Source organism: Nocardioides sp. QY071 (genome assembly GCF_029961765.1).
In the GTDB taxonomy this organism is placed as follows: Bacteria; Actinomycetota; Actinomycetes; order Propionibacteriales; family Nocardioidaceae; genus Nocardioides.
In genome coordinates, this window is sequence record NZ_CP124681.1 from 2,410,544 (window position 1) to 2,436,653 (window position 26,110).

At 71.6% G+C, this 26,110-nt stretch carries 26 protein-coding genes; 18 read left to right on the plus strand and 8 right to left on the minus strand.

All coding sequences use genetic code 11. The annotated features are described in order from the left end of the window. The first annotated feature begins 94 nt into the window (after positions 1–94). The 17 genes from QI633_RS11540 to nusB all read left to right on the plus strand — a co-directional run bounded on the left by QI633_RS11540 (position 95) and on the right by nusB (position 16,036). A complete protein-coding gene (locus QI633_RS11540; RefSeq protein WP_141799070.1) occupies positions 95–1,111 on the plus strand; it encodes an ABC transporter permease in 1,017 nt (338 codons plus the stop codon). A 14-nt stretch (positions 1,112–1,125) separates the two neighbouring features. Then, positions 1,126–2,217 carry an ABC transporter ATP-binding protein gene (locus QI633_RS11545; RefSeq protein WP_141799069.1) on the plus strand — a complete coding sequence of 364 codons (1,092 nt, stop codon included), beginning with the start codon at positions 1,126–1,128 and terminating at the stop codon, positions 2,215–2,217. Next, positions 2,217–3,455, plus strand: coding sequence for a dipeptide ABC transporter ATP-binding protein (locus QI633_RS11550; protein WP_141799068.1), 1,239 nt, complete (start codon positions 2,217–2,219; stop codon positions 3,453–3,455). The genes QI633_RS11545 and QI633_RS11550 overlap by 1 nt, the downstream gene beginning before the upstream one ends. A 57-nt stretch (positions 3,456–3,512) precedes the next feature. Further along, positions 3,513–4,886 (plus strand): replication-associated recombination protein A, encoded by a 1,374-nt coding sequence (locus QI633_RS11555; RefSeq protein ID WP_282429050.1) that lies wholly within the window; start codon positions 3,513–3,515, stop codon positions 4,884–4,886. Between the two features lie 190 nt (positions 4,887–5,076). Beyond that, complete coding sequence (locus tag QI633_RS11560; protein ID WP_282429051.1) at positions 5,077–5,631, plus strand: hypothetical protein; 555 nt, start codon at positions 5,077–5,079, stop codon at positions 5,629–5,631. Next, positions 5,628–5,891: a DUF6167 family protein gene (locus QI633_RS11565; RefSeq protein WP_141799066.1), complete on the plus strand. Its 264-nt coding sequence runs from the start codon at positions 5,628–5,630 to the stop codon at positions 5,889–5,891. The genes QI633_RS11560 and QI633_RS11565 overlap by 4 nt, the downstream gene beginning before the upstream one ends. A gap of 11 nt (positions 5,892–5,902) precedes the next feature. Then, positions 5,903–8,584: an alanine--tRNA ligase gene (gene alaS / locus QI633_RS11570; RefSeq protein ID WP_282429299.1), complete on the plus strand. Its 2,682-nt coding sequence runs from the start codon at positions 5,903–5,905 to the stop codon at positions 8,582–8,584. Further along, on the plus strand, positions 8,584–9,054 hold the full coding sequence (gene ruvX / locus QI633_RS11575) for a Holliday junction resolvase RuvX (protein WP_141799065.1): 471 nt from the start codon (positions 8,584–8,586) through the stop codon (positions 9,052–9,054). The genes alaS and ruvX overlap by 1 nt, the downstream gene beginning before the upstream one ends. Then, positions 9,047–10,198 carry an endolytic transglycosylase MltG gene (mltG, locus tag QI633_RS11580; RefSeq protein WP_282429052.1) on the plus strand — a complete coding sequence of 384 codons (1,152 nt, stop codon included), beginning with the start codon at positions 9,047–9,049 and terminating at the stop codon, positions 10,196–10,198. Before ruvX ends, mltG begins: the two co-directional genes overlap by 8 nt. Positions 10,199–10,208: 10 nt before the next feature. After that, positions 10,209–11,015: a shikimate dehydrogenase gene (locus QI633_RS11585; RefSeq protein WP_282429053.1), complete on the plus strand. Its 807-nt coding sequence runs from the start codon at positions 10,209–10,211 to the stop codon at positions 11,013–11,015. Positions 11,016–11,025: 10 nt separating this feature from the next. After that, a complete protein-coding gene (locus QI633_RS11590) occupies positions 11,026–11,724 on the plus strand; it encodes a prepilin peptidase (protein ID WP_282429054.1) in 699 nt (232 codons plus the stop codon). Positions 11,725–11,748: 24 nt separating this feature from the next. Then, positions 11,749–12,927, plus strand: a complete 1,179-nt coding sequence (aroC, locus tag QI633_RS11595; protein WP_282429055.1) for a chorismate synthase — start codon at positions 11,749–11,751, stop codon at positions 12,925–12,927. Next, positions 12,924–13,442: a shikimate kinase gene (locus QI633_RS11600; RefSeq protein WP_349016725.1), complete on the plus strand. Its 519-nt coding sequence runs from the start codon at positions 12,924–12,926 to the stop codon at positions 13,440–13,442. Before aroC ends, QI633_RS11600 begins: the two co-directional genes overlap by 4 nt. Then, positions 13,439–14,536, plus strand: a complete 1,098-nt coding sequence (gene aroB / locus QI633_RS11605; protein WP_282429056.1) for a 3-dehydroquinate synthase — start codon at positions 13,439–13,441, stop codon at positions 14,534–14,536. Before QI633_RS11600 ends, aroB begins: the two co-directional genes overlap by 4 nt. Further along, positions 14,533–14,982: a type II 3-dehydroquinate dehydratase gene (locus tag QI633_RS11610; protein WP_141799057.1), complete on the plus strand. Its 450-nt coding sequence runs from the start codon at positions 14,533–14,535 to the stop codon at positions 14,980–14,982. The genes aroB and QI633_RS11610 overlap by 4 nt, the downstream gene beginning before the upstream one ends. 71 nt (positions 14,983–15,053) lie before the next feature. Further along, complete coding sequence (gene efp / locus QI633_RS11615; protein ID WP_141799056.1) at positions 15,054–15,620, plus strand: elongation factor P; 567 nt, start codon at positions 15,054–15,056, stop codon at positions 15,618–15,620. Between the two features lie 8 nt (positions 15,621–15,628). After that, complete coding sequence (nusB, locus tag QI633_RS11620; protein WP_141799055.1) at positions 15,629–16,036, plus strand: transcription antitermination factor NusB; 408 nt, start codon at positions 15,629–15,631, stop codon at positions 16,034–16,036. A gap of 74 nt (positions 16,037–16,110) precedes the next feature. Here nusB and QI633_RS11625 read toward each other — a convergent pair whose 3' ends face one another. From QI633_RS11625 to QI633_RS11660, 8 genes are all read right to left on the minus strand, one after another. After that, the gene (locus QI633_RS11625) at positions 16,111–17,574 is read right to left on the minus strand and encodes an aldehyde dehydrogenase family protein (protein WP_282429057.1); all 1,464 of its coding nucleotides are present in this window, start codon (positions 17,572–17,574) and stop codon (positions 16,111–16,113) included. A gap of 39 nt (positions 17,575–17,613) precedes the next feature. Further along, entirely contained in the window at positions 17,614–19,113 is a 1,500-nt protein-coding gene (locus QI633_RS11630) for a GMC family oxidoreductase N-terminal domain-containing protein (protein WP_282429058.1), read from the minus strand. Positions 19,114–19,253: 140 nt separating this feature from the next. Beyond that, positions 19,254–20,204, minus strand: coding sequence for a PDR/VanB family oxidoreductase (locus QI633_RS11635; protein ID WP_282429059.1), 951 nt, complete (start codon positions 20,202–20,204; stop codon positions 19,254–19,256). A 31-nt stretch (positions 20,205–20,235) separates the two neighbouring features. Beyond that, positions 20,236–20,988: an SDR family oxidoreductase gene (locus QI633_RS11640; RefSeq protein WP_282429060.1), complete on the minus strand. Its 753-nt coding sequence runs from the start codon at positions 20,986–20,988 to the stop codon at positions 20,236–20,238. Continuing rightward, entirely contained in the window at positions 20,985–21,503 is a 519-nt protein-coding gene (locus tag QI633_RS11645) for an aromatic-ring-hydroxylating dioxygenase subunit beta (protein WP_282429061.1), read from the minus strand. The genes QI633_RS11640 and QI633_RS11645 overlap by 4 nt, the downstream gene beginning before the upstream one ends. Then, positions 21,496–22,794 (minus strand): aromatic ring-hydroxylating dioxygenase subunit alpha, encoded by a 1,299-nt coding sequence (locus tag QI633_RS11650; protein ID WP_282429062.1) that lies wholly within the window; start codon positions 22,792–22,794, stop codon positions 21,496–21,498. The genes QI633_RS11645 and QI633_RS11650 overlap by 8 nt, the downstream gene beginning before the upstream one ends. Before the next feature lie 5 nt (positions 22,795–22,799). After that, entirely contained in the window at positions 22,800–23,171 is a 372-nt protein-coding gene (locus QI633_RS11655; protein WP_282429063.1) for a hypothetical protein, read from the minus strand. A gap of 43 nt (positions 23,172–23,214) precedes the next feature. After that, positions 23,215–24,360, minus strand: a complete 1,146-nt coding sequence (locus QI633_RS11660; RefSeq protein WP_282429064.1) for an acyl-CoA dehydrogenase family protein — start codon at positions 24,358–24,360, stop codon at positions 23,215–23,217. A gap of 185 nt (positions 24,361–24,545) precedes the next feature. Here QI633_RS11660 and QI633_RS11665 point away from each other — a divergent pair, with 185 nt between their 5' ends. Next, positions 24,546–26,063 (plus strand): PAS domain-containing sensor histidine kinase, encoded by a 1,518-nt coding sequence (locus tag QI633_RS11665; RefSeq protein ID WP_282429065.1) that lies wholly within the window; start codon positions 24,546–24,548, stop codon positions 26,061–26,063. Positions 26,064–26,110 lie beyond the last annotated feature (47 nt).

Consider the following 26,110-nt stretch of genomic DNA (forward strand, 5'->3'; position numbering starts at 1 on the left):
GCTAAACACACCACATGACAGTCGGGGGTCGTCCCCAAGACGGCCCCCGACTGTCGGTGCCCACCGGTCGTCTCCTCCCACACTGAGGTCTGCTGTGCTCGCGTACGTCATCCGTCGGCTCTTCGCCGGCGTGATCATGCTCATCGTGATGAGCATCGTCACCTTCGCCCTGTTCTTCGCCTCCCCGATCGACCAGGCGTCCTTCATCTGCGGCAAGAACTGCTCGGCCGCCCAGAAGAAGCAGACGGCCGCCGCCATGGGCTACGACGACTCGTTCGCCAACCAGTGGGTGGACTTCGCGAAGGGCGTCGTCCAGGGGCGCGACTACCCCGACGACCCCAAGCTGCGCGAGACGGCGCCGGAGACCATCGTCCACTGCGACGCTCCGTGCCTCGGCTACTCCCGCGAGCGCGGTGACACCGTCACCAACCTGATCAAGGACACCTTCCCGGTGTCCTTCTCCCTGGCGGTCTCCGCCTTCATCCTCTGGATGGTCGGCGGCGTGCTGCTGGGAGTCACAGCGGCCCTGAAGAAGGGCTCCATCATCGACCGCGGCCTGGTCGGCCTGTCCCTGATCGCCTATGCCTTCCCGACGTTCTTCGTCGGGCTCGTGCTCTACAAGTTCGTCGCGATCAAGTGGGGGCTCACCGAGATCCCGCGCTACACCTCGATCGCCGAAGGAGGCGTCGGTGGCTGGCTCTCCAGCCTGACGCTGCCCGCGATCACCCTTGCCCTGTTCTTCATGGCGGCCTACGTCCGCATGACCCGGTCCTACGTGATCGAGTCCTTCCAGGAGGACTACGTCCGCACGGCACGGTCCAAGGGCCTGCCGGAGCGCACCGTGACCTACAAGCACGCCCTGCGTGCGGCCCTGACCCCGATCGTGACCATGGCGGGCCTGGACTTCGCCGGCCTGATGGGCGGCGCGATCATCACCGAGTCGGTCTTCAACTACCCAGGCATGGGCAAGCTGGCCGTGCGCGCGAGCTCGGACTTCGACCTGCCGACGACCGTCGGCCTGGTCGTCCTGCTGGCGGCCTTCGTGATCCTGGCCAACATCATCGTGGACCTGTTGTACGCCGTCATCGACCCGCGCGTGCGGCTGGGCTGAGAGGAACTCCCGGAATGTCCACCACCTCCCCGTCCCCGCTCACCACGACGGAAACGGCCTCCGCGCCGCTGCTCTCGGTCAACGAGCTGCAGGTCCACTTCCCGACCCAGGACGGCCTGGTCAAGGCCGTCAACGGCCTGACCTTCGACCTCGACCGCGGCAAGACGCTCGGCATCGTCGGCGAGTCGGGATCCGGCAAGTCCGTGTCCAGCATGGCGATCATGGGGCTGCACCGCGGCACCAACGCCAAGCTGAGCGGCGAGATCGTGCTCGACGGCGTCAACCTCCTCGACATCAGCGCCGAGGAGATGCGCAAGAAGCGCGGCCGCGAGGTCTCGATGATCTTCCAGGACCCGCTGTCGGCGATGCACCCCTACTACACCGTCGGCAACCAGATCGCCGAGGCGTACCGGGTGCACCACGACGTGTCGAAGAAGGTCGCCAAGCAGCGCGCCGTCGAGATGCTCGACCGGGTCGGCATCCCCAACCCCGACAAGCGGGTCAACGACTACCCGCACCAGTTCTCCGGCGGCATGCGCCAGCGCGCGATGATCGCGATGGGGCTGATCAACGACCCCAACCTGCTCATCGCCGACGAGCCCACCACGGCGCTCGACGTGACGGTCCAGGCGCAGATCCTCGACCTGCTGCAGGACCTGCAGCGCGAGTTCAACTCGGCGATCATCATCATCACCCACGACCTCGGCGTCGTGGCGGAGATGGCCGACGACGTCCTGGTGATGTACGCCGGCCGCGCGGTCGAGCACGGTCCGTGCAAGGAGATCCTCACGCACCCGGAGATGCCCTACACGTGGGGCCTGCTCTCCAGCGTCCCGGACCTGTCCGGCGACACCGAGGCGCGGCTGATCCCGATCCCGGGCAACCCGCCCAGCCTGCTCAACCCGCCCTCCGGGTGCGCCTTCCACCCGCGGTGCCCGCACCGCGACAAGGTGCCCGGCGACCTGTGCCGCACCGAGCTGCCCCTGCTCGTGCCCGGCCAGCGCGGCGAGATCCACACCAAGCGCTGCCACCTGCCCAACCCTGACGCGATCTACGCGGCCGAGGTGCTGCCGGTCATCGCACCGGACCTGGCCGAGGAGCTGTGATGACGAACGACACGATCAACGTGGGCAGCCAGGAGCCCGAGGACGCAGCGCCCGTGGCGCGGGTCGAGGGCCACGGCGCCGCCGTCGCGCCCGCCGATGCCAAGCCGATCCTCGAGGTCGACCAGCTGCGGATGTACTTCCCGGTCAAGTCGCCCGGCCTGATCCGCCGTACCGTCGGCCAGGTCCAGGCCGTCGACGGCGTCTCCTTCCAGGTCGCCGAGGCCACCTCGCTCGGCCTGGTCGGCGAGTCGGGCTGTGGCAAGTCGACGACCGGTCGCCTGATCACCCGCCTCTACAAGCCCACGGCCGGTGCGATCCGGTTCGAGGGCCAGGACATCGCCCAGGCGGGCCCGGCCGAGCTCAAGCCGCTGCGCCGCGAGATCCAGATGATCTTCCAGGACCCGTACACCTCGCTGAACCCGCGACAGACGGTCGGCTCGATCGTCGGTGCGCCGCTGGCGATCCACAAGGTGCTTCCCAAGGACAAGATCCTGCCGCGCGTGCAGGAGCTGCTCGAGATCGTCGGCCTCAACCCGGAGCACTACAACCGCTACCCCCACGAGTTCTCCGGCGGCCAGCGCCAGCGCATCGGCATCGCTCGCGCGCTGACCCTGCAGCCCAAGCTCCTCGTCGCCGACGAGCCGGTCTCCGCGCTGGACGTGTCGATCCAGGCGCAGGTCATCAACCTGCTCCAGGACATCCAGAAGGAGTTCGGGGTCGCGTTCCTCTTCATCGCACACGACCTCGCCATCGTGCGGCACTTCTGCCCCGAGATCGCAGTCATGTACCTCGGCAAGATCGTCGAGATCGGCGACCGGGACTCCATCTACAACAACGCCCACCACCCCTACACCCAGGCGCTCCTGTCGGCCGTCCCCGACGTCAAGCAGGCCGCCACGGGCGGCCGGATCGAGCGGATCCGGCTGCAGGGCGACGTCCCGAGCCCGATCAACCCGCCCTCGGGCTGCCGCTTCCGCACCCGCTGCCCGATCGCCCAGGAGATCTGCGCCCGGCACGAGCCGCCGCTGCTCCAGATCGGTCGCAAGCACAAGGTCGCCTGCCACTTCCCGGGTCGCCTGGGCCAGGCGCCCCACGAGCCGCTGACCGCCGGCCTGCTCGGCGTCGACGCCGAGGGTCGTCCCGACCCGGGTGCCAGCCCGAGCACGGACCTGGTCGAGCAGCCCGGGTACGCCGACACCTGGTTCGACCTCGACAACAAGTCGATCGGCCGCGCCTGAGCCTCAGGCCCGGCCTCGGCGGCAGGGTGTCGTCACGGCTGACTAGGCTTGGTCATCGTGGATGACGAGCCCCAGCTGTTCGACACCCCGGGCTCGTCCGCAGGGTTCGGGGCAGTGACGTCGGGCGGCTCGCTCGCCGACGCCACCCACTCCTCCGCCCCGTTGGCGGTGCGGATGCGTCCGCGCACCCTCGAGGAGCTGGTCGGCCAGGAGCAGCTGCGCGCGCCCGGCTCGCCGCTGCGGCAGCTGGTCGAGGGCGACCAGTCGCTCTCGCTGCTGCTGTGGGGGCCACCCGGCACCGGCAAGACGACGATCGCCTCGATCATCAGCCAGCAGACCGGGCGGCGCTTCGTCGAGGTCTCAGCCGTGTCCGCCGGCGTCAAGGAGGTCCGGGCGGCGATCGACTCGGCTCGGCGCCAGCTGGTGGCGACGGGGGAGGAGACCGTCCTCTTCGTCGACGAGGTCCACCGGTTCAGCAAGGCCCAGCAGGACGCCCTGCTGCCCGGTGTCGAGAACCGCTGGGTGACCCTGGTCGCGGCGACCACGGAGAACCCGTCGTTCAGCGTGATCTCGCCGCTGCTCTCGCGCAGCCTGCTGCTGCGCCTGCAGTCGCTGACCGACGACGACATCGCCGCCGTCCTCGACCAGGCGGTCGGCGACGAGCGTGGGCTCGACGGCGAGCTGGTGCTCGAGGACGCGGCCCGCGAGCACATCGTGCGTCTCGCCGGCGGCGACGCCCGCCGCTCGCTGACCTACCTCGAAGCCGCGGCGGGGGCGGCGAGGAGCAAGGGCAGCACCACCATCGACGTCGAGACCGCCGAGACCGCGGCCGACCAGGCGGCGGTGCGCTACGACCGCGACGGTGACCAGCACTACGACGTGGTCAGCGCCTTCATCAAGTCGGTCCGCGGCTCCGACGCCGACGCCGCCCTGCACTACCTCGCGCGGATGATCGGGGCGGGGGAGGACCCCCGGTTCATCGCCCGCCGCCTGATGATCCTGGCCAGCGAGGACATCGGCCTGGCCGACCCGACCGCGCTCACCACCGCGGTCGCGGCCGCACAGACGGTCCAGCTGATCGGCATGCCCGAGGCCCAGCTGACGCTGGCCCACGCCACCATCGCGCTCGCCGTCGCGCCCAAGTCCAATGCCGTGACCACCGCGATCTTCGAGGCCGTCGCCGACGTCCGGGCCGGCAAGATCGGCCAGGTCCCACCCCATCTGCGCGACGCCCACTACGCCGGCGCCAAGTCGCTGGGCCACGGCCAGGGCTACGTCTACAGCCATGACGCCCCGTTCGGCGTCGCCGAGCAGCAGTACGCCCCGGACGTCGTCCTCGACGCCGCCTACTACCGCCCGACCGAGCTCGGCGCGGAGGCCGCGGTCAAGCAGCGGTGGGAGCGGGTACGCCGGATCATCCGCGGCAAATAGTGGTCGCCACCAGAAGTTCTTCGAGCGCCCCGCGCCCCGGGCACGCACCTGGCCGCGTTGGCGTCGCTCGTAGGACGACACGGTACGACTTCGCTCCTCCGCCTTGCCATGCACGCACCCGGGGGCCACTCCGTTCAGACCCGGGTCGCCGACGAACAACTTCTGGCGGCAACCACTAGGCTTGCCCGTCGTGACCTCCGAGCTCGCCGTCCCGACCTGGCTGGTCGTGGTGACCCTCGTCGCCGTCGTGGCGCTCGGCGTCGCGGCGTACCGGCTGTCCCGGTCCGTGCGCCAGGCGCGCAGCCACACCGAGGCACTGCTCGCCGCGGCCGCGCAGGACGCCGACGCGCTGCGCGAGCAGCTGGCCGGCATCGAGGCGGAGCTGGCAGCCGGGCAGGAGCGTGCCACGCGCCGGGATCGGACGCCGGTCGCCGTGGTCGACGACCGCGAGTACGTCATCACCGACCTCGGACAGGAGCACGGCCCCCGGGTCCCGGCCCGCGTCGTACCCGCGCCGATGTTCGCCGACATCGTGCTGCGCGAGAGCGTCATCAAGACCGCCGCGCTCGCCGCGGGGCTGCGCCGGGCCCTGTCGCCCGAGGTGCGCAACCGGATCCGGTTCGAGATGAGGCGCGAGGTCAAGCGCTCGCGCAAGGAGCGCCGCCTGATGCTCAGGGCCGCCCGCCGTGACCTGGAGTCGCGCCAGCGCGCGACCCTGCGCCCCGACGTCGAGGTGTCGTCGTGAAGGGCACGGTCTGGTTCGCGGCGGGTGCGGCTGCCGGCGTCTACGGCATGGTCCGCGTCCGCCGCCTCGCCGAGGCGTTCACCCCCGACGGCATGCGAGACCGCATCGGCGCGGCCGTGCTCGGCGCCCGGATGTTCGGCGAGGAGGTCGCCCGCGGCCAGGCCGCGGCCGAAATCCACTTGCGACAGCGCTTCGACGGCGCCGACGCTGGTCCGCCCCAACTGATGAAACCCCAGCCCAGCAAGGAAGGCACCCGTTGAGCGAGCAGTACCTGAGCAGCGCGGAGATCCGCAACCGGTTCCTCGCCCACTTCGAGGCGCGCGGCCACACCGTCGTACCGTCGGCCTCGTTGCTGCTCGACGACCCCAACCTGCTCTTCGTCAACGCCGGCATGGTGCCGTTCAAGCCCTACTTCCTGGGCCAGGAGACGCCGCCGTTCCAGCGTGCGACCAGCGTCCAGAAGTGCGTGCGGACCCTGGACATCGAGGAGGTCGGCAAGACCACCCGCCACGGCACGTTCTTCCAGATGAACGGCAACTTCTCCTTCGGCGACTACTTCAAGGAGGGTGCCGTCCAGTTCGCGTGGGAGCTGATCACCCACGCCCAGGCCGACGGCGGCTTCGGCTTCGACCCCGACAAGATCTGGGTCACCGTGCTGCCCGACGACGACGAGGCGCGCGACGCCTGGAAGCGGATCGCGGGCCTGCCCGACGAGCGGATCCAGCCGCGCGGGCTCAAGGACAACTACTGGAACATGGGCGTGCCCGGTCCCGGCGGCCCTTGCAGCGAGATCTACATCGACCGCGGCCCCGAGTTCGGGCCCGACGGCGGTCCCGAGGCCGACGAGGACCGGTTCCTGGAGATCTGGAACCTGGTCTTCATGCAGGAGGAGCTCAGCGCCGTCCGGGCGAAGGACGACTTCGACATCGCCGGCCCGCTGCCCAGCAAGAACATCGACACCGGCATGGGCCTCGAGCGGGTCGCCTACCTGCTCCAGGACAAGCACAACATGTACGAGATCGACACGATCTTCCCCGTCATCGAGAAGGCGATGGACCTCTCCGGGAAGAAGTACGGCGCCAGCGGCGCCGACGCGCACGTCGACGACGTCCGCTTCCGCGTGGTCGCCGACCACGTGCGCAGCTCGCTGATGCTCATCGGCGACGGCGTGACGCCCGGCAACGAGGGCCGCGGCTACGTGCTGCGCCGCCTGCTGCGCCGCGCGGTGCGCAACATGCGCCTGCTCGGCTACCAGGACCCGTCGCTGCCCGAGCTGCTGCCGGTCTCGCGCGACAAGATGGGGGAGAGCTACCCCGAGCTGGTCACCGGCTGGGACCGGATCGCCCAGGTCGCCTACGCCGAGGAGGAGGCGTTCCGCAAGACGCTCCAGGCCGGCACCCAGATCTTCGACCTCGCCGCCGGCGACGTGAAGCAGTCCGGCGCCACCACCATCCCCGGTGACAAGGCGTTCGCGCTCCACGACACCTACGGCTTCCCGATCGACCTGACCCTCGAGATGGCCGCCGAGGCCGGCTTGAGCGTCGACGAGCCGGGCTTCCGCCAGCTGATGGCCGAGCAGCGCGAGCGGGCCAAGGCCGACGCGCGCGCCAAGAAGGGCCAGCACGCCGACACCGGCGTCTACCGCGCCATCCTCGACGCGAACGGCCCGACCGAGTGGCTCGCCTACGAGACCCTCGAGACCGAGTCGAAGCCGCTGGCGCTGCTGCGCGAGGGCGCCGCCGTACCCGTGCTCACCGGCGGTGAGATCGGTGAGCTGGTCCTCGACCGCACCCCGTTCTACGCCGAGTCCGGCGGCCAGGTCGCCGACGCCGGTGTCATCGAGTTCGAGGGCGGCGCCGTCGAGGTGCTCGACGTCCAGCGTCCGGTCCGCGGCCTCGTGGTCCACCAGGTCCGCGTCGTCGACGGCGAGCTGCCCGCCGACGCCCGGCTGCTGCACGCCAAGGTCGACCCGCAGTGGCGCATCGGCGCCCGCCAGGCGCACTCCGGGACCCACATCGTGCACGCCGCGCTGCGCGAGGTGCTCGGGCCCACCGCCCTGCAGTCCGGCTCCTACAACCGGCCCGGCTACCTGCGCCTCGACTTCGGGTGGCTCAACGCTCTCTCGCCCGAGCAGGTGCGCGAGATCGAGCAGGTCTCCAACAACGCGCTGCGCGCCGACCTGCCCGTCGGCTGGCAGTACATGACCCTCGGCGAGGCCAAGGACTGGGGCGCGATCGCCCTCTTCGGTGAGACGTACGACGACCGATCAGTCCGCGTGGTCGAGATCGGCGGCCCGTGGTCGCGTGAGCTGTGCGGTGGCACGCACGTCGACCACTCCAGCCAGGTCGGCACCATCGTGGTCACCAGCGAGGCCTCGGTCGGCTCCGGCAACCGCCGCATCGAGGCGCTGACCGGCGTCGAGGGCTTCGACTACCTCGCTCGCGAGCGCGACGTCGTCGGCCAGCTCTCCACGCTGCTCAAGACCCAGCCCGGCGACATCGTGGGCCGGGTCGGCGACCTCGTCGAGCGGCTCAAGCAGAGCGAGAAGGAGATCGAGAGGATCCGTCTCGCCCAGCTGCTGTCCGGCGGTGCCGCGCTGGCCGAGGGCGCGAGCGACGTCAACGGCGTGCGCCTGGTCGCCCAGCGCCTCGACGGCGCGAGCGGCGGCGACGTACGCACCCTCGCGACCGACGTCCGCGCCCGGCTCGCCGGCGACGCCCCCGCGGTCGTGGTTCTCATCGGTGCGGCCGACGGCAAGGCGGCGATCGTGGCGGCGCTCAACGACGCCGCCCAGGCCCGCGGCCTCGCGGCCGGCGACCTGGTCCGCGCGGCGGCGCCCTTCCTCGACGGCAAGGGCGGCGGCAAGGCCGACATGGCGCAGGGCGGCGGAACGGACGTGTCCCGCATCGACGAGGCGCTGGCCGCCGTGACCGCCGCGGTGGCGCGAGGCTGATGAGGCACGGCGTCCGCCTCGGCGTCGACCCGGGCGACGCGCGGATCGGTGTCGCCCGCAGCGACCCGTCCGGCGTGCTCGCGACCCCGGTCGAGACGGTGCGGCGCGGCAAGGGCGACCTGCGCCGCCTCCACCAGATTCTCGCCGAGGAGAACGCGGTGGAGGTCGTGATGGGCCTGCCCCGCTCGCTCGGCGGCGGGGAGGGCCCGGCGGCGCTCAAGACCCGCGAGTTCGCCGTACGCCTGGCCCGGCGGATCGAGCCCGTCCCGGTGCGGCTGGTCGACGAGCGGCTCACCACGGTGACCGCGGAGGCTATGCTGCGCGACCAGCGCAAGGGAGCGAAGCGCCGAGCCGTGGTCGACCAGGTCGCGGCCGTCGTCATCCTCCAGCAGGCGCTGGATGCAGAACGCGCGACCGGCAACCCTCCGGGGGAGCTGGTGACCCCCACGCACGAGGAGACGCATGACTGAGCCGCTGCCCGAGCACGTCGAGGACGCAGGTCACGACCTGCTCCCCGGTACGGCGGCCGGTGGCCGCCGGCGGGCCGAGAAGCGGCGTCGGGGCGGTTGCCTGCCGATGCTGCTCGTGGTGGTGCTGTTCTGCGGCATCGTCGCCTGGTTCGCGCGCGGCGCGATCGCCGACGTCAAGGACATGTTCGCCGGTCCCGAGGACTTCGCCGGGCCGGGCAGCGGCGAGGTCACCTTCGTCATCGACCCCGGCCAGTCGGTCTCCTCGATGGGCGCCGAGCTGCAGGATCTCGGCGTGGTGAAGTCCTCCGATGCCTTCGTCGACGCCGCCGCCAAGGACGGCCGCTCCACCAAGATCCAGGCCGGCACCTACCTGCTCAAGAGCCGGATGAAGGCCGCCGACGTCGTCGCGATCCTCGTCGACCCCTCGCAGATCGCCCAGGACACGGTGACCATCCCCGAGGGCAAGCGGACCTCGGACATCGTCAAGATCCTCGCCAAGAGCACCGACTTCAAGGCCAAGCAGTTCCAGGCGGTGCTCGACGACCCGGCCGCGCTCGGCCTGCCCGCGTCGGCGGGAGGCAACCCGGAGGGCTACCTGTTCCCGGCGACCTACACGATCACCCCGGCCGACACCCCGCAGTCGATCCTGGCCGCGATGGTCGCCAAGGGGGAGTCGGTGATGACCGACCTCGGCCTCGACGCCCAGGCACAGGCGCTCGGCCTGACCGCCCACGAGGTGCTGACCGTCGCGAGCATGCTGGAGTTCGAGGCGAACCGCACCCAGGACTACCCGAAGGTGGCGCGGGCGATCTACAACCGCCTCGACAAGGGGATGGCCCTGCAGTCGGACGCCACGGTCGCCTACGCGAACGGGCTCTCCGGCGAGGTGTGGACCACCTCCGCGCAGCGCGACATCGACTCGCCCTACAACACCTATGCCAACACCGGCCTGCCGCCGGGACCGATCGGCAACCCCGGCCAGGCGACCATCGACGCCGCGCTGCACCCGGCCGAGGGGCCGTGGCTGTACTGGGTCGTGGTCAACCTGAAGACCGGGGAGACCGTCTTCTCGACCACGCTGGCCGAGCACAACGCGGCCACCGAGCGGCTTCGTGAGTACTGCAAGACCTCCGACGCCTGCTGATGCCGTGTCGATGAGGTGTGCGGTCCTGGGTGACCCGGTCGCCCACTCGCTCTCGCCGAGCCTGCACCGGGCGGGGTACGCCGCACTCGGCCTGGAGGCGACGTACGACGCCGTGCGGGTGCCGGCCGGTGGTCTGGCAGGCTTCGTGGCCGGCCTCGGACCCGAGTGGCGGGGGCTGTCGGTGACCGCGCCGCTCAAGCGCGAGGCCCTGGCGCTGGCCGGCGAGGTCTCCGACCTCGCCGTGCTCGCCGGTGGCGCCAACACCCTGGTGCGGACCCCGGCCGGGTGGCTCGCCGACAACACCGACGTCCCGGGTGCGGTGGCGGCGATCCGGGAGCGCTTCGCCGGGGACCTGTCGACGGCGACCGTGCTCGGCGGCGGCGCCACCGCCGCGAGCGTGGGCCTGGCGCTCGCCGACCTCGGCATCGGTGCCATCACCGTCGCGGCCCGCAACCCGGGCAACGCGGCGGCTGCGGTGGCGGCGATCGAGCGTCACCCGTCGGCTCCCCGGGTGGTCGTCGTACCGCTGGACGAGGTGGGCCGGGCCGGTGACGTCCTGGTCTCCACCGTGCCCGCGGCGGCCCAGACCGACGACCTGGTCGGGCGGGTGCTGCCCGCGGACGTGGTCTTCGAGGTCACCTACAACGAGTGGCCCACCCCGCTGGTCGCCGCGGCCCTGTCCGCCGGAGCGACCGTCGTGTCCGGGCTGGACCTGCTCGTCCACCAGGCGGTGCTCCAGTTCGGCATGTTCACTGGTCACGACGGGCCACTGGACGCCATGCGCTCGGCGGGCGAAGCCGCGCTCGCGGCTCGGTAGGTTCGGCGCCATGGAGTGGGTGCCCGCGCTGGCCTGCGCGCTCGTCGGCGCGGCGCTGGGGCTGTCGGTGCCGTGGCTGATCGCGCTGTGCCCCGAGCCGGAGCACGACCCGAGCGAGAACCCCGACGACTTCCCCGACCACGTCCCGTTCGCGGATCTCGCCGCCCGTCCCGGGCTGCGGCCGCGCAGCGCCCTCGCGTGCGGGCTCGCGGCCGGCGTGCTCGGCCTGGCGCTCGGCTGGAGCTGGGCCCTGCTCTGGCTGCTCGTCCTGGTGCCCGTGTGCTGCGCGCTGACGGTGATCGACTACGTCACCTGGTACCTCCCTTCGCGCCTGATCCGGCCCTCCTGGCTGGTGACCGGCGTCCTGGTCGGCGTGGTCGCGGTGGTCCTCGGCGACGCGAAGGTGGCGCTGTGGGGGCTGATCGGGTTCCTCGCCCTCGGCGGCTACTACGGCCTGATCCGGCTGGTCAGCCCGCGCGCGATGGCCGGCGGCGACGTCCGGCTCGCCGCGCTGCTCGGCATCGCGCTGGGCCCGTTCGGTGCGCCGGTCCTGGTCGCCTCCGTCCTGGCGGCCGCGGTCCTCGGCGTGCTGGGCATGGTGCCCATGCGGCGCAGCGGCACCATGATCCGCCGGCGGGTGCCGTACGGGCCGTTCCTCGTGCTGGGTGGGCTGGTCGCCGTCGTCGTGGGACAGGTCCTCGGCGGCTGAGCGCACCGTGGGAGACTGGTTCCCATGTTGCGCTGGCTGACCGCGGGGGAGTCCCACGGCCCCTCCCTGGTCGCGATCCTCGAGGGCCTGCCGGCCCACGTCGAGGTCACGACCGATGACATCTCCGACTCGCTCGCCCGCCGTCGCCTCGGCTACGGCCGCGGCGCCCGGATGAAGTTCGAGGCCGACGAGGTCACCATCACCGGAGGCGTGCGGCACGGGCGCACCCAGGGCGGGCCGGTCGCGATCCAGGTCGGCAACACCGAGTGGCCGAAGTGGGAGACCGTGATGGCGGCCGACCCGGTCGACCCCGCCGTGCTCGAGGCCCAGGCCCGCAACGCCCCGCTCACCCGCCCGCGGCCCGGCCACGCCGACCTCGCGGGCATGCAGAAGTACGACTTCGCCGACGCCCGCCCGATTCTCGAGCGCGCCTCCGCCCGCGAGACCGCGGCCCGGGTCGCGCTCGGCCGGGTGGCCAGCAACTTCCTCGAGCAGGCCACTGGTGCGCGCATCGTCAGCCACGTGCTTGAGATCGGCGGCGTCCGTACGCCGTCGCGCGACGTCCCCGCCCCGGCCGACGTCGAGCGTCTCGACGCCGACCCGGTGCGCTGCCTCGACGCCGACGGCTCGAAGCTCATGGTCGAGCGGATCGACCAGGCCCACAAGGACGGCGACACCCTCGGCGGCGTCGTCGAGGTCGTCGTCCACGGCCTCCCGCCGGGCCTCGGCTCCCACGTCCACTGGGACCGCCGTCTCGACGCGCGCCTCGCCGGCGCGCTGATGGGCATCCAGGCGATCAAGGGCGTCGAGGTCGGCGACGGCTTCGAGCTGGCCGCGACCCCGGGCTCCCTGGCCCACGACGAGATCGTCCCGACCGAGGACGGCCTCCGGCGCGTCTCCGGCCGCTCCGGCGGCACCGAGGGCGGCATGACCACCGGCGAGGTCCTCCGCGTCCGCGCGGCGATGAAGCCGATCGCCACCGTCCCGCGCGCACTGCGCACCGTCGACCTCGCCACCGGCGAGGAGGCGGTCGCGCACCACCAGCGCTCCGACGTCTGCGCGGTCCCCGCGGCCGGCATCGTCGCCGAGGCGATGGTCGCGCTGGTGCTCGCCGAGGCGGTGCTGGAGAAGTTCGGCGGCGACTCGGTCCAGGAGACCCGCCGCAACGTGCAGTCGTACCTCGACACCCTCCGGTTCAAGTGACGGGCGGGCCGCGTGCGGTCCTGATCGGCACGATGGGTGCCGGCAAGACCACCGTCGGCCGGCTGCTCGCCGAGCGGCTCGGGGTCGGGTTCGCCGACACCGACGAGCTGATCGAGGCGCAGTACGGCAAGTCCGTCCAGGACATCTTCGTCGAGGACGGCGAGGCGACCTTCCGCGCGCTCGAGCGGGCCGCGGTCGCGCGTGCGCTCGAGGAGAGCGACGGCGTGCTCTCCCTCGGCGGCGGCGCGGTGCTCGACCCCGCCACCCAGGCCCTGCTCGCGGCCCACCAGGTCGTCTTCCTGCGCGTCGGGCTCGCCGACGCCGTCAAGCGGGTCGGCCTCGGCTCCGGGCGCCCGCTGCTGCTCGGCAACGTGCGAGCCCGGGTCAAGCAGCTCCTCGACGAGCGTGCTCCGGTCTACGCCGGCCTGGCCCGGATCACCGTCGACACCGACGGTCGCGCGCCCGCCGAGATCACCGCCGAGATCGTCACCGCCCTCCAGGGAGAACCCGCATGAGCGAGCCCACTGTCATCGCGGTGACCGCCGCGGCGCCGTACGACGTCGTGGTCGGCCACGGCGTCCTCGACCGCCTGCGCGGCCTGCTGCCCGTCGGCGTCCAGCGGGTCGCCATCATCACCCCCGAGTCGCTCGAGGACCTGCTCGAGCCGTTCGCCGACCTGCTCGAGGGCCTCGACGTCGTCGTGCTGCAGGTGCCCGACGGCGAGGAGGCGAAGAACTGGGAGGTCGCCGCGGCCTGCTGGGAGTCGCTCGGCGAGGAGGGCTTCACCCGCTCCGACGCCGTGGTCACCCTCGGCGGCGGCGCGACCACCGACCTCGGCGGGTTCGTGGCCGCGACCTGGCTGCGGGGCGTCGCGGTGGTCCACGTCCCGACCACCGTGCTGGCGATGGTCGATGCCGCGGTCGGCGGCAAGACCGGGATCAACACCCCCGCCGGCAAGAACCTGGTCGGCTCCTTCCACGAGCCGGCCGGTGTGCTGTGCGACCTCGCGCTGCTCGAGACCCTGCCGCGCGCCGAGGTCGTGGCCGGGCTCGGCGAGGTCGTGAAGTGCGGCTTCATCGCCGACCCGCGCATCCTCGAGCTCGTCGAGCAGACCGACCCGTCGGAGCTGACCGCGGACTCGCCGGTGCTGCGCGAGCTGGTCGAGCGCGCGATCCGGGTCAAGGCCGACGTCGTCGCCGACGACCTCAAGGAGACCGGGGGAGTCGACGGCCATCCCGGCCGGGAGGTCCTCAACTACGGGCACACCCTCGCGCACGCCATCGAGAGGGCCACCGACTACTCCATCCGGCACGGCGAGGCCGTGGCGCTGGGGTGCGTGTACGTCGCCGAGCTGGCCGCGCGCGCCGGGTCGCTGTCGCCCGAGGTCGTCGAGCGCCACCGCGCGGTGTTCGGCCGGGTCGGCCTGCCGACCTCGTGGAGCGGCGCCGACTTCGACACCCTGCTCGCCACGATGCGGGTGGACAAGAAGGCCCGCGGCAACCAGCTGCGCTTCGTCGTGCTCGAGGACCTGGCCCGGCCGGTCGTGCTCGCCGGTCCGTCCGAGGCGGACCTGCGGGCGTCGTACGCTTCCCTAGGCTCGGGCGCATGAGCAAGCGTGACGTCTACGTCCTCAACGGCCCCAACCTGGGCCGCCTCGGCAGGCGCCAGCCGGAGATCTACGGCACGACGACGCACCTCGACCTGCAGAACGAGCTGATGCCGCGGTGGGGCAAGGAGCTCGGGCTCAAGATCCACTTCTCGCAGACCAACCACGAGGGCGAGCTGCTCGACTGGCTCAACCACGCGGCCGACAAGGCCTGGCCGGTCGTGCTCAACGCGGGCGCCTGGACCCACTACTCCTACGCCCTCTACGACGCCTGCGCGCAGCTGACCGCGCCGCTCGTCGAGGTGCACATCAGCGCGCCGTCGAAGCGGCCCGAGGAGTTCCGGCACACCTCGGTCGTCACCCCCCACGCTGCGAAGGTGATCGAGGGCGAGGGCATCGACGGCTACCGGCAGGCGCTGGAATTCATCGCAGCGCGGCCTGCCCACTAGACTTGTCGGTCGGCCCTGTGTCGTGTGCTGGGGCCGACCCGATCTTCGACATCTCGACAGAAGGCTGACGCATGGCAACGACGAACGACCTCAAGAACGGCATGGTGCTGAACCTGGAGGGCCAGCTCTGGCAGGTGGTCGAGTTCCAGCACGTGAAGCCGGGCAAGGGCCCCGCGTTCGTCCGCACCAAGCTCAAGCACGTCGAGTCGGGCAAGAACGTCGACAAGACCTTCAACGCCGGCACCAAGGTCGAGACCGCCACGGTCGACCGCCGCTCGTTCCAGTACCTCTACAACGACGGCACCAACTTCGTCTTCATGGACGTCCAGGACTACGACCAGCTCGAGGTCGACCCGGCCATCGTCGGCACCGCCGCCGGCTTCCTCCTGGAGAACCAGGAGGTCATCCTGGCCACCAACGAGGGCCGCGTGCTCTTCATCGAGATGCCGGCCTCCGTCGAGCTGCTCGTGTCCTACACCGAGCCCGGCGTCGTCGGCGACTCCGCCACCGGCCGCACGAAGCCCGCCACCCTCGAGACCGGCGCCGAGATCCAGGTCCCGCTGTTCATCGAGCAGGGCGAGAAGATCAAGGTCGACACCCGCGAGGGCGGCTCGTACCTCTCGCGCGTGAAGGGCTGATCAACCAAGTGGGAGCCCGGACCAAGGCCCGCAAGCGCGCCCTCGACGTCCTGTACGCCGCCGACCTGCGCGGCGAGACGGGCGTCGAGGCGCTCGAGCGGGTCATCGCCGAGGGCGAGGCCCCGGCGAACCCCTACACCGCCGTGCTGGTGCGCGGCGTGAGCGAGCGTCGTGATCGGATCGACGAGGTGCTCGAGGAGTTCTCCACCGACTGGAGCCTGGCCCGGATGCCCGCGGTCGACCGCAACGTGCTCCGGATCGGCGTCTGGGAGCTGCTCTGGGCCGACGACGTGCCCGACACCGTCGCGGTGACCGAGGCGATGGGCCTGGTCCGCGAGCTGTCGACCGACGAGTCGCCGGCGTTCGTCAACGGGGTGCTGGGCGCGATCCAGCGCAAGAAGGCCACGCTCGTCTGAGCACAGACAGCCCGCCGGGCCACGGTCGCGAGACCGGGCGCGGCGGGCTGCGTGCTCCCTGGACCAGCGCCGGCTCAGAGCACGACGGTGACCGTCTTGCTCTCGGTGTTCGCGAGGATGCCGTCGTAGCCGCACTCACGGCCGACGCCCGAGGCCTTCAGGCCGCCCCACGGCAGCTGCGGCATCAGCGGCGACCAGCCGTTGACGCCGATGGCACCGGCCTGCAGGCCGGCCGAGAGCGCGTGCGCCCGGGCCAGGTCGTTGGTGTAGATCGTCCCCGCGAGGCCGTACGCCGTGTCGTTGGCCAGCCGCAGCGCCTCCTCGTCCGAGTCGAACGGGATCACCGTGGCGACCGGGCCGAAGATCTCCTCGCGCGCGATGGTCATCTCGTTGGTGCCCGCGAAGACCGTCGGCTCCACGAAGAAGCCGGCCTCGCCGACGGCCCGACCTCCCGCGACCAACCGGGCGCCCTCGGCGGATCCGGCCGCGACGTAGCCGAGGACCCGGTCACGCTGGGCCGCGTTGACGAGCGGGCCGAGCGTGGTGGTCGGGTCGAACGGGTCGCCGAGCACCTGGGCGCCGGCCGCACCGCCGAGGCCGTCGAGGACGGCGTCGTACAGCGATCGGTGCACGAAGACCCGGCTGCCCGCCGCACAGGTCTGGCCGGAGTTGGCGAACACGCCCATCCCGATCGACGGGAACACGGCATCGAGGTTCGCGTCCGCGCACACGATCTGGGCCGACTTGCCCCCGAGCTCCAGCGTGGTGCGCTTGAACGTGTCGGCGGTGACCTTCTGGATCTCGCGCCCGACCTGCGTCGAACCGGTGAAGCTCACCTTGTGCACTCCCGGGTGCCGCACGAGCGCGGCGCCGGTGACGGTGCCCTCGCCGGGAAGGACCTGCACGACGCCGGCCGGGAACCCGACCTCCTCGGCGAGCCGGGCCAGGTGGAGGATCGACAGCGAGGCGTCCTCGGCCGGCTTCACGATCACGGTGTTGCCGCAGGCCAACGCCGGGGCGAGCTTCCAGCCCAGGATCATCAGCGGCGCGTTCCACGGCACGATCGCGGCGATCACGCCGACCGGCTGGCGCAGGGTGTAGGCGTGGGTCGGCCGGCCGAAGTACCCGTCGTTGCTGATCTGCTCGCCGTTGATCTTGTCGGCCCAGCCGGCGTAGTAACGGAGCGTGGCGACCAGGTTGGGCACGAACAGCATCTGGGCCAGCCCGTTGGGCACACCCATGTCGAGCGAGTCGAGGTTGGCCAGGACGGTGGCGTCGCGCTCGACGAGGTCGGCGAGCCGGTGGATCAGCGCGCCTTTGCCTGACGGCGGGACCGCGGCCCAGTCCCCGTGGAGGGCGGCGGTCGCGGCGGCGACGGCTGCGTCGACGTCCTCGGGCGAGGCCGCGGAGACCTCGGCGAGCGGTGCGCCGGTCGACGGGTTGAGCGAGGTGAACGTCCCCGCGCGGCCCGGGACGAACGATCCGCCGAGGAAGAGGTCGGTGGTGAGCTCGGTGGTGAGCTCGGGAGTTGCCGTCATCTGAGTGCTCCTGCTTCGTGTGGTGGTGGGCCGGCGCGCTCAGCGGCCGAGGATGAGGTCGGCGGCCCGCTCGGCGATCATCGCTGTGGGCGCGTTGGTGTTGCCCGTGGGTACCGACGGCATGATCGAGGCGTCGGCGACCATCAGGCCCTCGAGGCCGATGACCTCGAGGGTGGGGGAGACGACCGCGTCGGGGCCGGTGCCCATCCGGCAGGTGCCGACCTGGTGGTGGTAGGTCTGCACCGAGCGACGTACCCATGCCTCGAGGGCCTCGTCGCTGTCGTCCGTGCCGGGCCCCGGCTGCACCTCGCGAGCACCCCAATCCTCGGCGAGCGGACCGACCGCGGCGACCTGGCGACACTGGCGTACCGAGGCGACCAGGGCGGCGACGTCGTCGTCGTGGCTGAGCACGCCGTAGTCGATGAGCGGCTCGGCCGCGGGGTCGGTGCTCGCGAGCGTGACGGTTCCGGTGCTCCTGGGCCGGACCAGGCCCGCGTGCAGGGTGAAGCCGGACGACGGCCCGGTCATCCCGGGGTCGTAGTAGAACGGGATCGAGAAGTTGATCGGCTGGGTGTCCGGGACGGGCAGTGCCGGGTCCGACTTCCAGAACCAGTGCGTCTGCGTGACCGGCTGGAAGGCCCGGGGTGGGTCGATCTCGCGCTTCTCGGTGCCGAAGATGACGGGGACCAGCCAGTGGTCCTGCAGGTTCGCGCCCACGCCGGGCAGGTCGACGAGGACCGGGACGTCCAGCGTCCCCAGGTGGGCGGCCGGTCCGATGCCGCTGCGCAGCAGGACACCGGGAGAGGCCAGCGTGCCCGTGCAGAGCACGACCCGGTCGGCATCGATCGTGCGGGACTCGCCGTCGACGACGACCACGGCTCCGGTCGCACGGCCGTCGGAGACGACCACACGGTCCACGAGCGCGCCGGTGACCAGGGTGAGGCTCGGGTGGTCGAGGACGTCACGCATGTACGCCGCCCAGGTGGACAGCCGCTTCCCGTCGCGCAGGTTGAGCTGCATCCGCGAGACGCCGTCCTGGTCGCCGGAGTTGTAGTCGTCGTTGAGCGGCAGGCCGGCAGCGACGGCGGAGTCGATGATCGCCTGCTGGATCGGCGTGAGCTCGGGCCGGACCCGGTCCATGAACCCCTCGCCGCTGTCCAGGTCGGTCTCGATCCGGTCGAACAGCGGCTCCACCTCGGCCCAGCTCCAGCCCTTGTTGCCGGCGTCGGCCCACCCGTCGTAGTCCCAGGCGGCGCCGCGGACCCAGATCGTGCCGTTGAGCTGGCCGGAGCCGCCGACGACCTTGCCGCGCGGCGTCATGATCCGCCGGTCCCCGGCATGGGCCTGCGGGGTGCTGGACCAGCCCCAGTTCTCGGGTCCGCCCCAGAGCTCGCCGACGCGGGAGAGGTCGTGGATGGCCGGGTTCGTGTCCATCCCGCCCGCCTCGACGAGGGTCACGGAGAGGCCGGCGTCGAGCAGGCGCCGGGTCAGGACGGAGCCGGCGGTGCCTGCTCCGAGGATGAGGACGTCGGTGGTCATGTGCCGGCTCCTGTCGCGGGAACGGTTGGGCCCGAGAGATGTGGTGTGGGCGAGATCACGCTAGGAGCGGCGCGGGGGCGTGCTCCATGCGTACTAGGTGCAGTCCGCTGAGGATTTCCCCGACGTGGCAGCCCGGCCGGTCAGTACAGCTCGATGAGCAGCCGGTCGCTGGTCGCACGCGAGACGCAGAGCGCCAGCTGGGTCTCCCGGTCGGTGGCGGTCAGGCAGTTGTCGCGGTGCTCGACGCTGCCCTCGAGCAGGCCGGACACGCACGAGCCGCAGACGCCCTCCTCACAGGACTTGAACACCTCGATGCCGTTGTCCTCGAGGACGGCGAGGATCGAGCGGTCCGCGGGCACGTCGAACGTCTCGCCGGTGTCGAGCTCGACGGTGAACGGACGGTCGCCGGTGGTGTCGACCTCGGAGGCCACGAAGTTCTCGAAGTGGAGGTGGTCCTCGCCGACCCGGGTCGCGAACGCCGTACCGACCTGGGTCATGAAGCCCTCCGGTCCGCAGGTGTAGACATGGCTGCTCGGTGTCAGCCGCGGAGCGATCGCGGCCAGCACCGTGGGCTGCTCGGTGCGCGGTACGCCGAGGTGCAGGCTGACCCGGTCGCGGAACTCGGCGCGGTTCTCGAGGAGGTCGACGAACGCCGCCTCCTCGCGGGAGCGGGCGAAGTAGTGCAGCTCGAAGGCTGCGCCGCGACTGTGCAGCTCGTAGGCCATCGAGAGCAGGGGCGTGATGCCGATGCCGCCGGCGACCAGCACGTGCCTGTCGGCGTCGTCGGCGATGGCGAGCAGGTTGCGCGGCTTGCTGACCTTGAGATGGTCGCCGACGGCCACCTCGTGGATCGCCGCGGACCCGCCGCGGGAGGCGGCCTCCTTCTTGACTGCGATCAGGATCGACTCGGGGTCGTCGGGCGGCATGCACAGCGAGTACTGCCGCAGCACGCCGGTCGGCCCGACCACGTCGATGTGGGACCCGGCCGGGTAGGGCTTGAGGGACTGACCGTCGGCGCGCACCATCCGCAGCGTGCGGATGCCGGGTGCCTCCTCGGTGATGTCGACGACGCGGAAGAGGATGTTCGTCATCAGGTGCTCCTAGCGGAGGTCTAGCGCAGGTCTAGCGGAGGTAGAGGCCGCCGTTGGCGTCCCAGCAGGCCCCGGTCACCGACGCGGCGTCCGGGGAGGCGAGCAGGGCGACCATGTCGGCGATGAAGCGCATGCTCCCGAGCCGGCCGACGGGGATGCCGGCGACGAGCGCGTCGAGGCCGTCGCCGAGCAGGTCTCGGACCATCGGGCTGTCCTGGGGGCCAGGGGAGACGGCGTTGACCGTGACCCCGCGGGCGGCGAGCTCGCGGGCGAAGACCTTGGTCGCCGAGAGCACCGCGCCCTTCGAGGAGGCGTAGTGGCCGCCGGTGGCGGTGCCACCGTTCTGGCCGGCCAGGGACGCGATGTTGACGATCCGGCCGTACCCGGCCTCGGCCATCCGGGCGCCGAAGACCTGGCAGGCGAAGAAGGTGCCGTTGAGGTTGACCCGCATCACCTCGTCCAGCTCGTCGGGGGTGATCTCCAGCAAGGGCCGGGCCTGGGTGCGCGCGGCGTTGTTGACGAGGACCTCGACGCTGCCGAGGTCGGCGAGGACGTCGGCCAGCAGCCGCTCGACGTCCGCGCGCTCGCTGACGTCGACGGCGTAGGCGCGGGCCTCGGGGCCTCGCGCCGACAGCTCGTCGGCGAGCGCGGTGGCCGCGTCCGCCGAGACGTCGGCGACGGCGACCCGGTGCCCGCCGGCGTGCAGGCGCCGGACGATCTCGCGGCCGAGCCCGCTCGCGCCGCCGGTGACGACGGCGACCGGCGCCGGCTTCGCCGTGTTCACAGCAGGAAGCCCGCCGCGGGTACGGCGTCGCTCGCGTCGACGAGACGGACCACCTTGCGGGCGATCCGGTCCTCCGCGGGCGTCGTACCGAGCCGGACGACGTGGTCGACGTCGCCCGCCCACAGGTCGTGGCTGCCGCGCTTGTAGGCGACCACGACCTGGGCGGCGCGCAGGGTCACCTCGTCGTCGGAGACGGCGCTCGGCACGAACCGGGACACGGTACGGACGGTCGTGGCGGCGTCGACGGCGGCGATGGCGAAGCCCTCGGTCATCCGGGCAACGCGCAGGCGCCGCATGCGTGCGTCGTCGTAGACCATGTTGAGGATGTCGTCGAAGGACTCCGCGTCGCGGTCGATCGGGATCACGTAGACGGCGTCCTCGGCGTAGAGTCCCTGCCAGGTCTCGTAGTCCTTGGCGTCGAGGACGGCGGCCTCGCGCCAGACCAGCTCGATCGCGCGGACCACCCGCGGGTCGGCCACGGACAGCGCGGGCGCGGCGGTCACGGTCTCAGTCATCGCTCATCATCTGCTTCCACTGCTGGTAGGCGGCGCGCATGCCGGTCTCGTCGGTGACATGGCTGGTCGGCCAGCCGTCGTCCGACGGCTTCTCGCGGGCCAGGCCGCGGTTGACCATGATCGGCATCTCCGGTGCGCCGCGGGCGCCGCGCTGCACGCGGTCCCAACCCTCGGAGTCGTCGGGGGTGCCGAAGCCGAACGGCCCCTGGAAGTGCTCGTGGGCGCGCAGCCGCTCGCGGTTGACGGGATCCACGATCTCGGCCGGGCCGTCGGGGCCGAGGGCGACGTGCTCGATGTAGGTCTCCTCGACGCTGACCGGGCGCAGCACCCGGAGGAAGGAGATCGACATCGACACGTTCGGGAACAGGTTGAGGTTGAACCCGGTGCCGTGGACGGCACGGACCAGCCGCCGGATCTCGGCCTCGCCGACGCCGCGCTCGGTGAGCTCGGCGACGAGCCCGTCGAAGCGGGGCTGCAGCGGCTCGCTGCCGTCGTCGACCTCCAGGTCGGAGTGCTCGGGCACCATCTGCATGACGGAGTGGCCGTTGCCGAGGTCGTGCGTGACCGCCGTCGGGTCGGTCATGAACGACATCATCTCCGCGGTCTCGGCGTCGACCGAGGCCATCCAGGAGCGGTGCACGATCGGGAAGTGGTAGCCGTCGGTGGTGTTCTCGAGCTGGATCTTCCAGTTGCCCTTGTACTTGAACTGGTGGGTGCCGATCACCTTGATCGGGTAGCCGCCGCCCTGACCCATGAACCGGTCGATCCACAGCCTCACGTCGCCGAGGAAGTCCTCCAGCGGCTCGATGTCGTCGGCGAACGTCGCGAACACCATGCCGCCGTACGACTCGGTGCGCAGCTTCTTCAGGCCCAGGCCGGACTTGTCCATCACGCCCTCGTAGCCGTCGGGATACGGGATGCCGCGCAGCTGGCCGTCGAGGGAGTACGACCACGCGTGGTAGGGGCAGGTGAACCCGTTGGCCTGCCCGGTGCGCTGCTCGCACAGCGAGGCACCGCGGTGCCGGCAGCGGTTGACCATGGTGTGGATCGCGCCCTTGCGGTCGCGGGTCACGATCACGGGCTGGCGGCCGACGTACGTCGACTTGAAGCTGCCCGGCTTCGGCAGCTCGGACTCGTGGGCGACCCACACCCAGGTGCTCTCGAAGACCCGCGTCATCTCCTGCTCGAAGATCTCCGGGTCGGTGTACATCCGGCCCGCGATGCGGTCGTCGAGGACCAGGTCGGCGGGCGGCAGGTCGTGGACGGTGTCGGCTGTGAACTCGGTGGTCATGACGATCAGTCCTCGTACTCGCGCGGGGTGAGGGCGCGGCCGATCCGCGCCTCGATGGTGGCGTACTTCCAGAGCTTCCAGGGGCTGGTCCCGACCGGGATCGTGCGCAGCAGCCCGCAGGCCTCCTTGACGCTCTCCTGGGTGTCGACGTCGCACAGCAGGTAGCAGGTCCAGGGCCACCCGGTGGAGGGACCGACCATGTGGGAGTCGTCGTCGATGTCGCCGATGAAGTCGACGCCGGGCAGTGCCTTGATGCCGTCCATCAGGCCGACGAAGGCGGTCCACACGTCACCGGTCTCGACGCCGCCCTCGGGCAGGTCGAAGAAGTTCTGGTTGATGCCGATGCAGAACAGGACGCGCAGGGGCGGGGTGCTCATCAGCGGGTCTCCTCTCGAGGACGGGTCGGGATGCGCGTGGGGCTCACTGGAAGCCGGGCACGGTCGGGGGCTGGCCCATCAGGACGGCGCCGGCGGCGTCGTACATCGCGGGGCCGAGGAAGGCGTGCTGCTGGGGCACGAGGGCATCGCCGAGCAGCCACTGCAGCGGGTGGGGCGTGGCGATCGCGCCGGTGCCGGAGAGCTGGATGACCTGGTTGACCGTGTCGGCGGCGGTCTTGGCGAGGTGGGTGGCGGAGAGCCGCAGGTGGGCGTTGTGCTGCTCGGTGGTCGGGTCCCCTGCGAGGACGGTCTGCCAGGCCTCCTCGGTTACCTCGTAGAAGTAGGCGCGCGCCGAGCGCAGCGTCGCCTCCGCCTCGGCGAGACCGGTGCGGTAGTAGGCACGATCGGCGAGCTTGGGGGCGCCGGTCACGCCGGTGCGCCCGGACCCGACCGCGGTGGCGAAGTCGAGCGCGGACCGCGCGACGCCGGCACCGACGACGGCCAGCACCTGGGCGGCGTACGCGAGGGTGGGATAGCGGTAGAGCGGCTCGTCGACGGTCGGCTGCCCGCCGCGGATGAAGGTCCACTCGCGCGGCACCTCGACGTGGTCGACCGCGAGGTCGAAGGAGCCGGTGCCCTTCATCCCGACGACGTCCCACTCCTGCACGATCTCGACCTGGCCCGGCCGGAGCAGGGCGGTGCGCGGCTTGCCGGCGGTCGAGTCGTCGCCCGGGATCCCGACACCGAGGATGTCGGCGCCCATGCAGCCGCTGGCGAACTTCCAGCGCCCGTTGACCAGGAAGCCGGACGGCGTGGGCTCGGCGTGCTGCACGGGGAAGAGCCCGCCCGCGAAGCACACGTCCGGACCGTCGGCGTACAGCTCGGCCTGGGTCTCCAGGGGGAGCGCGGCGAGGTAGACGAGGGCCGACCCGAAGCTCGCGACCCAGCCGGTCGAGCCGTCGACGGCCGAGATCCGCTCGATCCTGCGAAGGAAGTCGCCGGGCGGCAGCGGCTCGCCCCCGAAGCGCCGCGGCGTCGAGGCCCGGTAGATGCCGGTCTCCTTGAGCCGGGCGACGAAGTCCGGCGAGACGTACCGCTGGTCGCGGAACTCCTGGCGGCGTGCGGTGAGCTCCACGAGCACGTCCTCCAGCGGGACGGCGGCCGTGCGGCTCTCCTGGGTCTGGACCATCGGGGTGCTCCTCATCGATTCATCGATCGGGTCTGGATCCGACGCTAGGTACGCCGCTGCGGGAGCGCGATTGGTCATTGCCTGCCCGGGAGCGGGGATTCCCTCCGGTGGGCGTAGGTGATTTCTTCAGCCCGCCACCGGGTCGGGGACTGCCACCGGGGACGGTCGGCTCCTACGCTGGCCCGATGCAGGTCGACCCGGCGGCACCCGAGTTCGCGACCTCCGACTTCGTCGCGATGATGAACGCCTCGACCACGTGCGTCCTGGTCCACGACGCCGTCACGAAGAACATCCTGTGGGCCAACCCGGCGGCCTGCGAGATGCTCGAGTTCACCCTCGAGGAGATCCGGCCGCTCAAGGCCAACGACATGAGCAGCTCGGCGCAGCAGTACGACCGCGTTCTCGGCCGGGCCTGGCTGCACGAGGCGGTCGAGCACGGGTCGAGCCGCATCGAGTGGCACTACCGCTCGAAGTCCGGCCGGGTGATCCCGACCGACGCCCTGGCCGTGCGGGTGGAGCTGTCGCAGGGACCGGCGGTGATGGTGCAGTTCCGCGACATCGCCCGCGAGCAGCAGGTCGAGCGCGAGCTGAAGCTCACGACGTCGTACGTCGACGCGCTGGCACGGCACACCTCCACGGTCGCGTTCCTGCTCGATGCCGCCGGCGCCGTCCGCTTCGCCACCGACACGGCACTGGGCTACATCGGCCTGACCGGCGACGACGACCCGCCGGCCGGACACCCGCTCACGACCTACGGCCGCCTGCGCCGCGGTGGTCGTCCGGTCACGTGGGCGGAGACCGCGGCGGCCGCGGCACCGGTCGGTCCGGTCCAGCTGGAGCTGATCGGCGACGGCGGCGGCACGACCTGGCTGGAGGGGAGCCTCGAACGCCTGCGGGTCCAAGAGGTCGACGCCTTCTTGATGATCCTGCACGACGTCTCGGAGCGGGTGCAGGGCGAGGTACGGCGCGAGCTGGAGCTGCGCCACGAGAACTACCTGGCCCGCTACAACGCGATGGGTGACATGGCGATGGCCATCGCCCACGAGCTCGGCCAGCCGCTGTCCGCCGCCGGGAACTTCATCGCCGGCATCCGCACCCGCTCGACGGCGGCCGCCGGCCCGGGGGAGATGCCGCAACGCCTCGCCGACCAGGTGGCGTACGGCCTCGACAGCGCCGCCCGGCAGATCGACCGGGCCACCGAGATCGTCACCGCCCTGCGCTCGTTCGTCGGACACCTCGAGCACGTCGAGCAGGTCGTCGACCTCAACGAGGTGGTCCGCGAGTGCCTGTACTTCATCCGCCTGCGCGCCGCCGCGAGCGGCGTCGAGCTGCGGGTCGGGCCCGACGACGACCCGGTGCTGGTCCGCTGCGAGCAGGTGCTGACCGGCCAGGTCGTGATGAACCTGTGCTTCAACGCCATCGACGAGATGGCCGCCTGCGACGAGGCCGTGCGCGAGATCGTGGTGACCGTGCGCGCCTCGGAGGGGATGGGCGTGGTCACCGTCGACGACCGTGGGCGCGGCGTGACCCGCGACCCGTTCGCCGAGTCGTTCACCAGCAAGGAGGCGGGCAGCGGCATCGGGCTGGCGTTGAGCCACCGGATCATCACCCGCCAGCACGGCAGCATCTGGGCGGAGCTGCGCGATGGCGGCGGGTCCCGGTTCGGGTTCGCGCTGCCCCTGGTCGAGAGCCCCGCGTCGTAGGGGAAATCCTCAGCCGGCGAGGTGGAAGTCTCGATACCTCTGCGGCT

Bases quoted from the DNA above. Each gene is read 5' to 3' on its own strand.
- QI633_RS11545 (WP_141799069.1), top strand. From the start codon at position 1,126: ATGTCCACCACCTCCCCGTCCCCGCTCACCACGACGGAAACGGCCTCC.
- QI633_RS11550 (WP_141799068.1), top strand. From the start codon at position 2,217: ATGACGAACGACACGATCAACGTGGGCAGCCAGGAGCCCGAGGACGCA.
- ruvX (WP_141799065.1), top strand. From the start codon at position 8,584: ATGAGGCACGGCGTCCGCCTCGGCGTCGACCCGGGCGACGCGCGGATC.
- mltG (WP_282429052.1), top strand. From the start codon at position 9,047: ATGACTGAGCCGCTGCCCGAGCACGTCGAGGACGCAGGTCACGACCTG.
- QI633_RS11585 (WP_282429053.1), top strand. From the start codon at position 10,209: ATGAGGTGTGCGGTCCTGGGTGACCCGGTCGCCCACTCGCTCTCGCCG.
- QI633_RS11590 (WP_282429054.1), top strand. From the start codon at position 11,026: ATGGAGTGGGTGCCCGCGCTGGCCTGCGCGCTCGTCGGCGCGGCGCTG.
- aroC (WP_282429055.1), top strand. From the start codon at position 11,749: ATGTTGCGCTGGCTGACCGCGGGGGAGTCCCACGGCCCCTCCCTGGTC.
- aroB (WP_282429056.1), top strand. From the start codon at position 13,439: ATGAGCGAGCCCACTGTCATCGCGGTGACCGCCGCGGCGCCGTACGAC.
- QI633_RS11610 (WP_141799057.1), top strand. From the start codon at position 14,533: ATGAGCAAGCGTGACGTCTACGTCCTCAACGGCCCCAACCTGGGCCGC.
- efp (WP_141799056.1), top strand. From the start codon at position 15,054: ATGGCAACGACGAACGACCTCAAGAACGGCATGGTGCTGAACCTGGAG.
- QI633_RS11625 (WP_282429057.1), bottom strand. From the start codon at position 17,574: ATGACGGCAACTCCCGAGCTCACCACCGAGCTCACCACCGACCTCTTC.
- QI633_RS11630 (WP_282429058.1), bottom strand. From the start codon at position 19,113: ATGACCACCGACGTCCTCATCCTCGGAGCAGGCACCGCCGGCTCCGTC.
- QI633_RS11635 (WP_282429059.1), bottom strand. From the start codon at position 20,204: ATGACGAACATCCTCTTCCGCGTCGTCGACATCACCGAGGAGGCACCC.
- QI633_RS11645 (WP_282429061.1), bottom strand. From the start codon at position 21,503: ATGACTGAGACCGTGACCGCCGCGCCCGCGCTGTCCGTGGCCGACCCG.
- QI633_RS11650 (WP_282429062.1), bottom strand. From the start codon at position 22,794: ATGACCACCGAGTTCACAGCCGACACCGTCCACGACCTGCCGCCCGCC.
- QI633_RS11655 (WP_282429063.1), bottom strand. From the start codon at position 23,171: ATGAGCACCCCGCCCCTGCGCGTCCTGTTCTGCATCGGCATCAACCAG.
- QI633_RS11660 (WP_282429064.1), bottom strand. From the start codon at position 24,360: ATGGTCCAGACCCAGGAGAGCCGCACGGCCGCCGTCCCGCTGGAGGAC.
- QI633_RS11665 (WP_282429065.1), top strand. From the start codon at position 24,546: ATGCAGGTCGACCCGGCGGCACCCGAGTTCGCGACCTCCGACTTCGTC.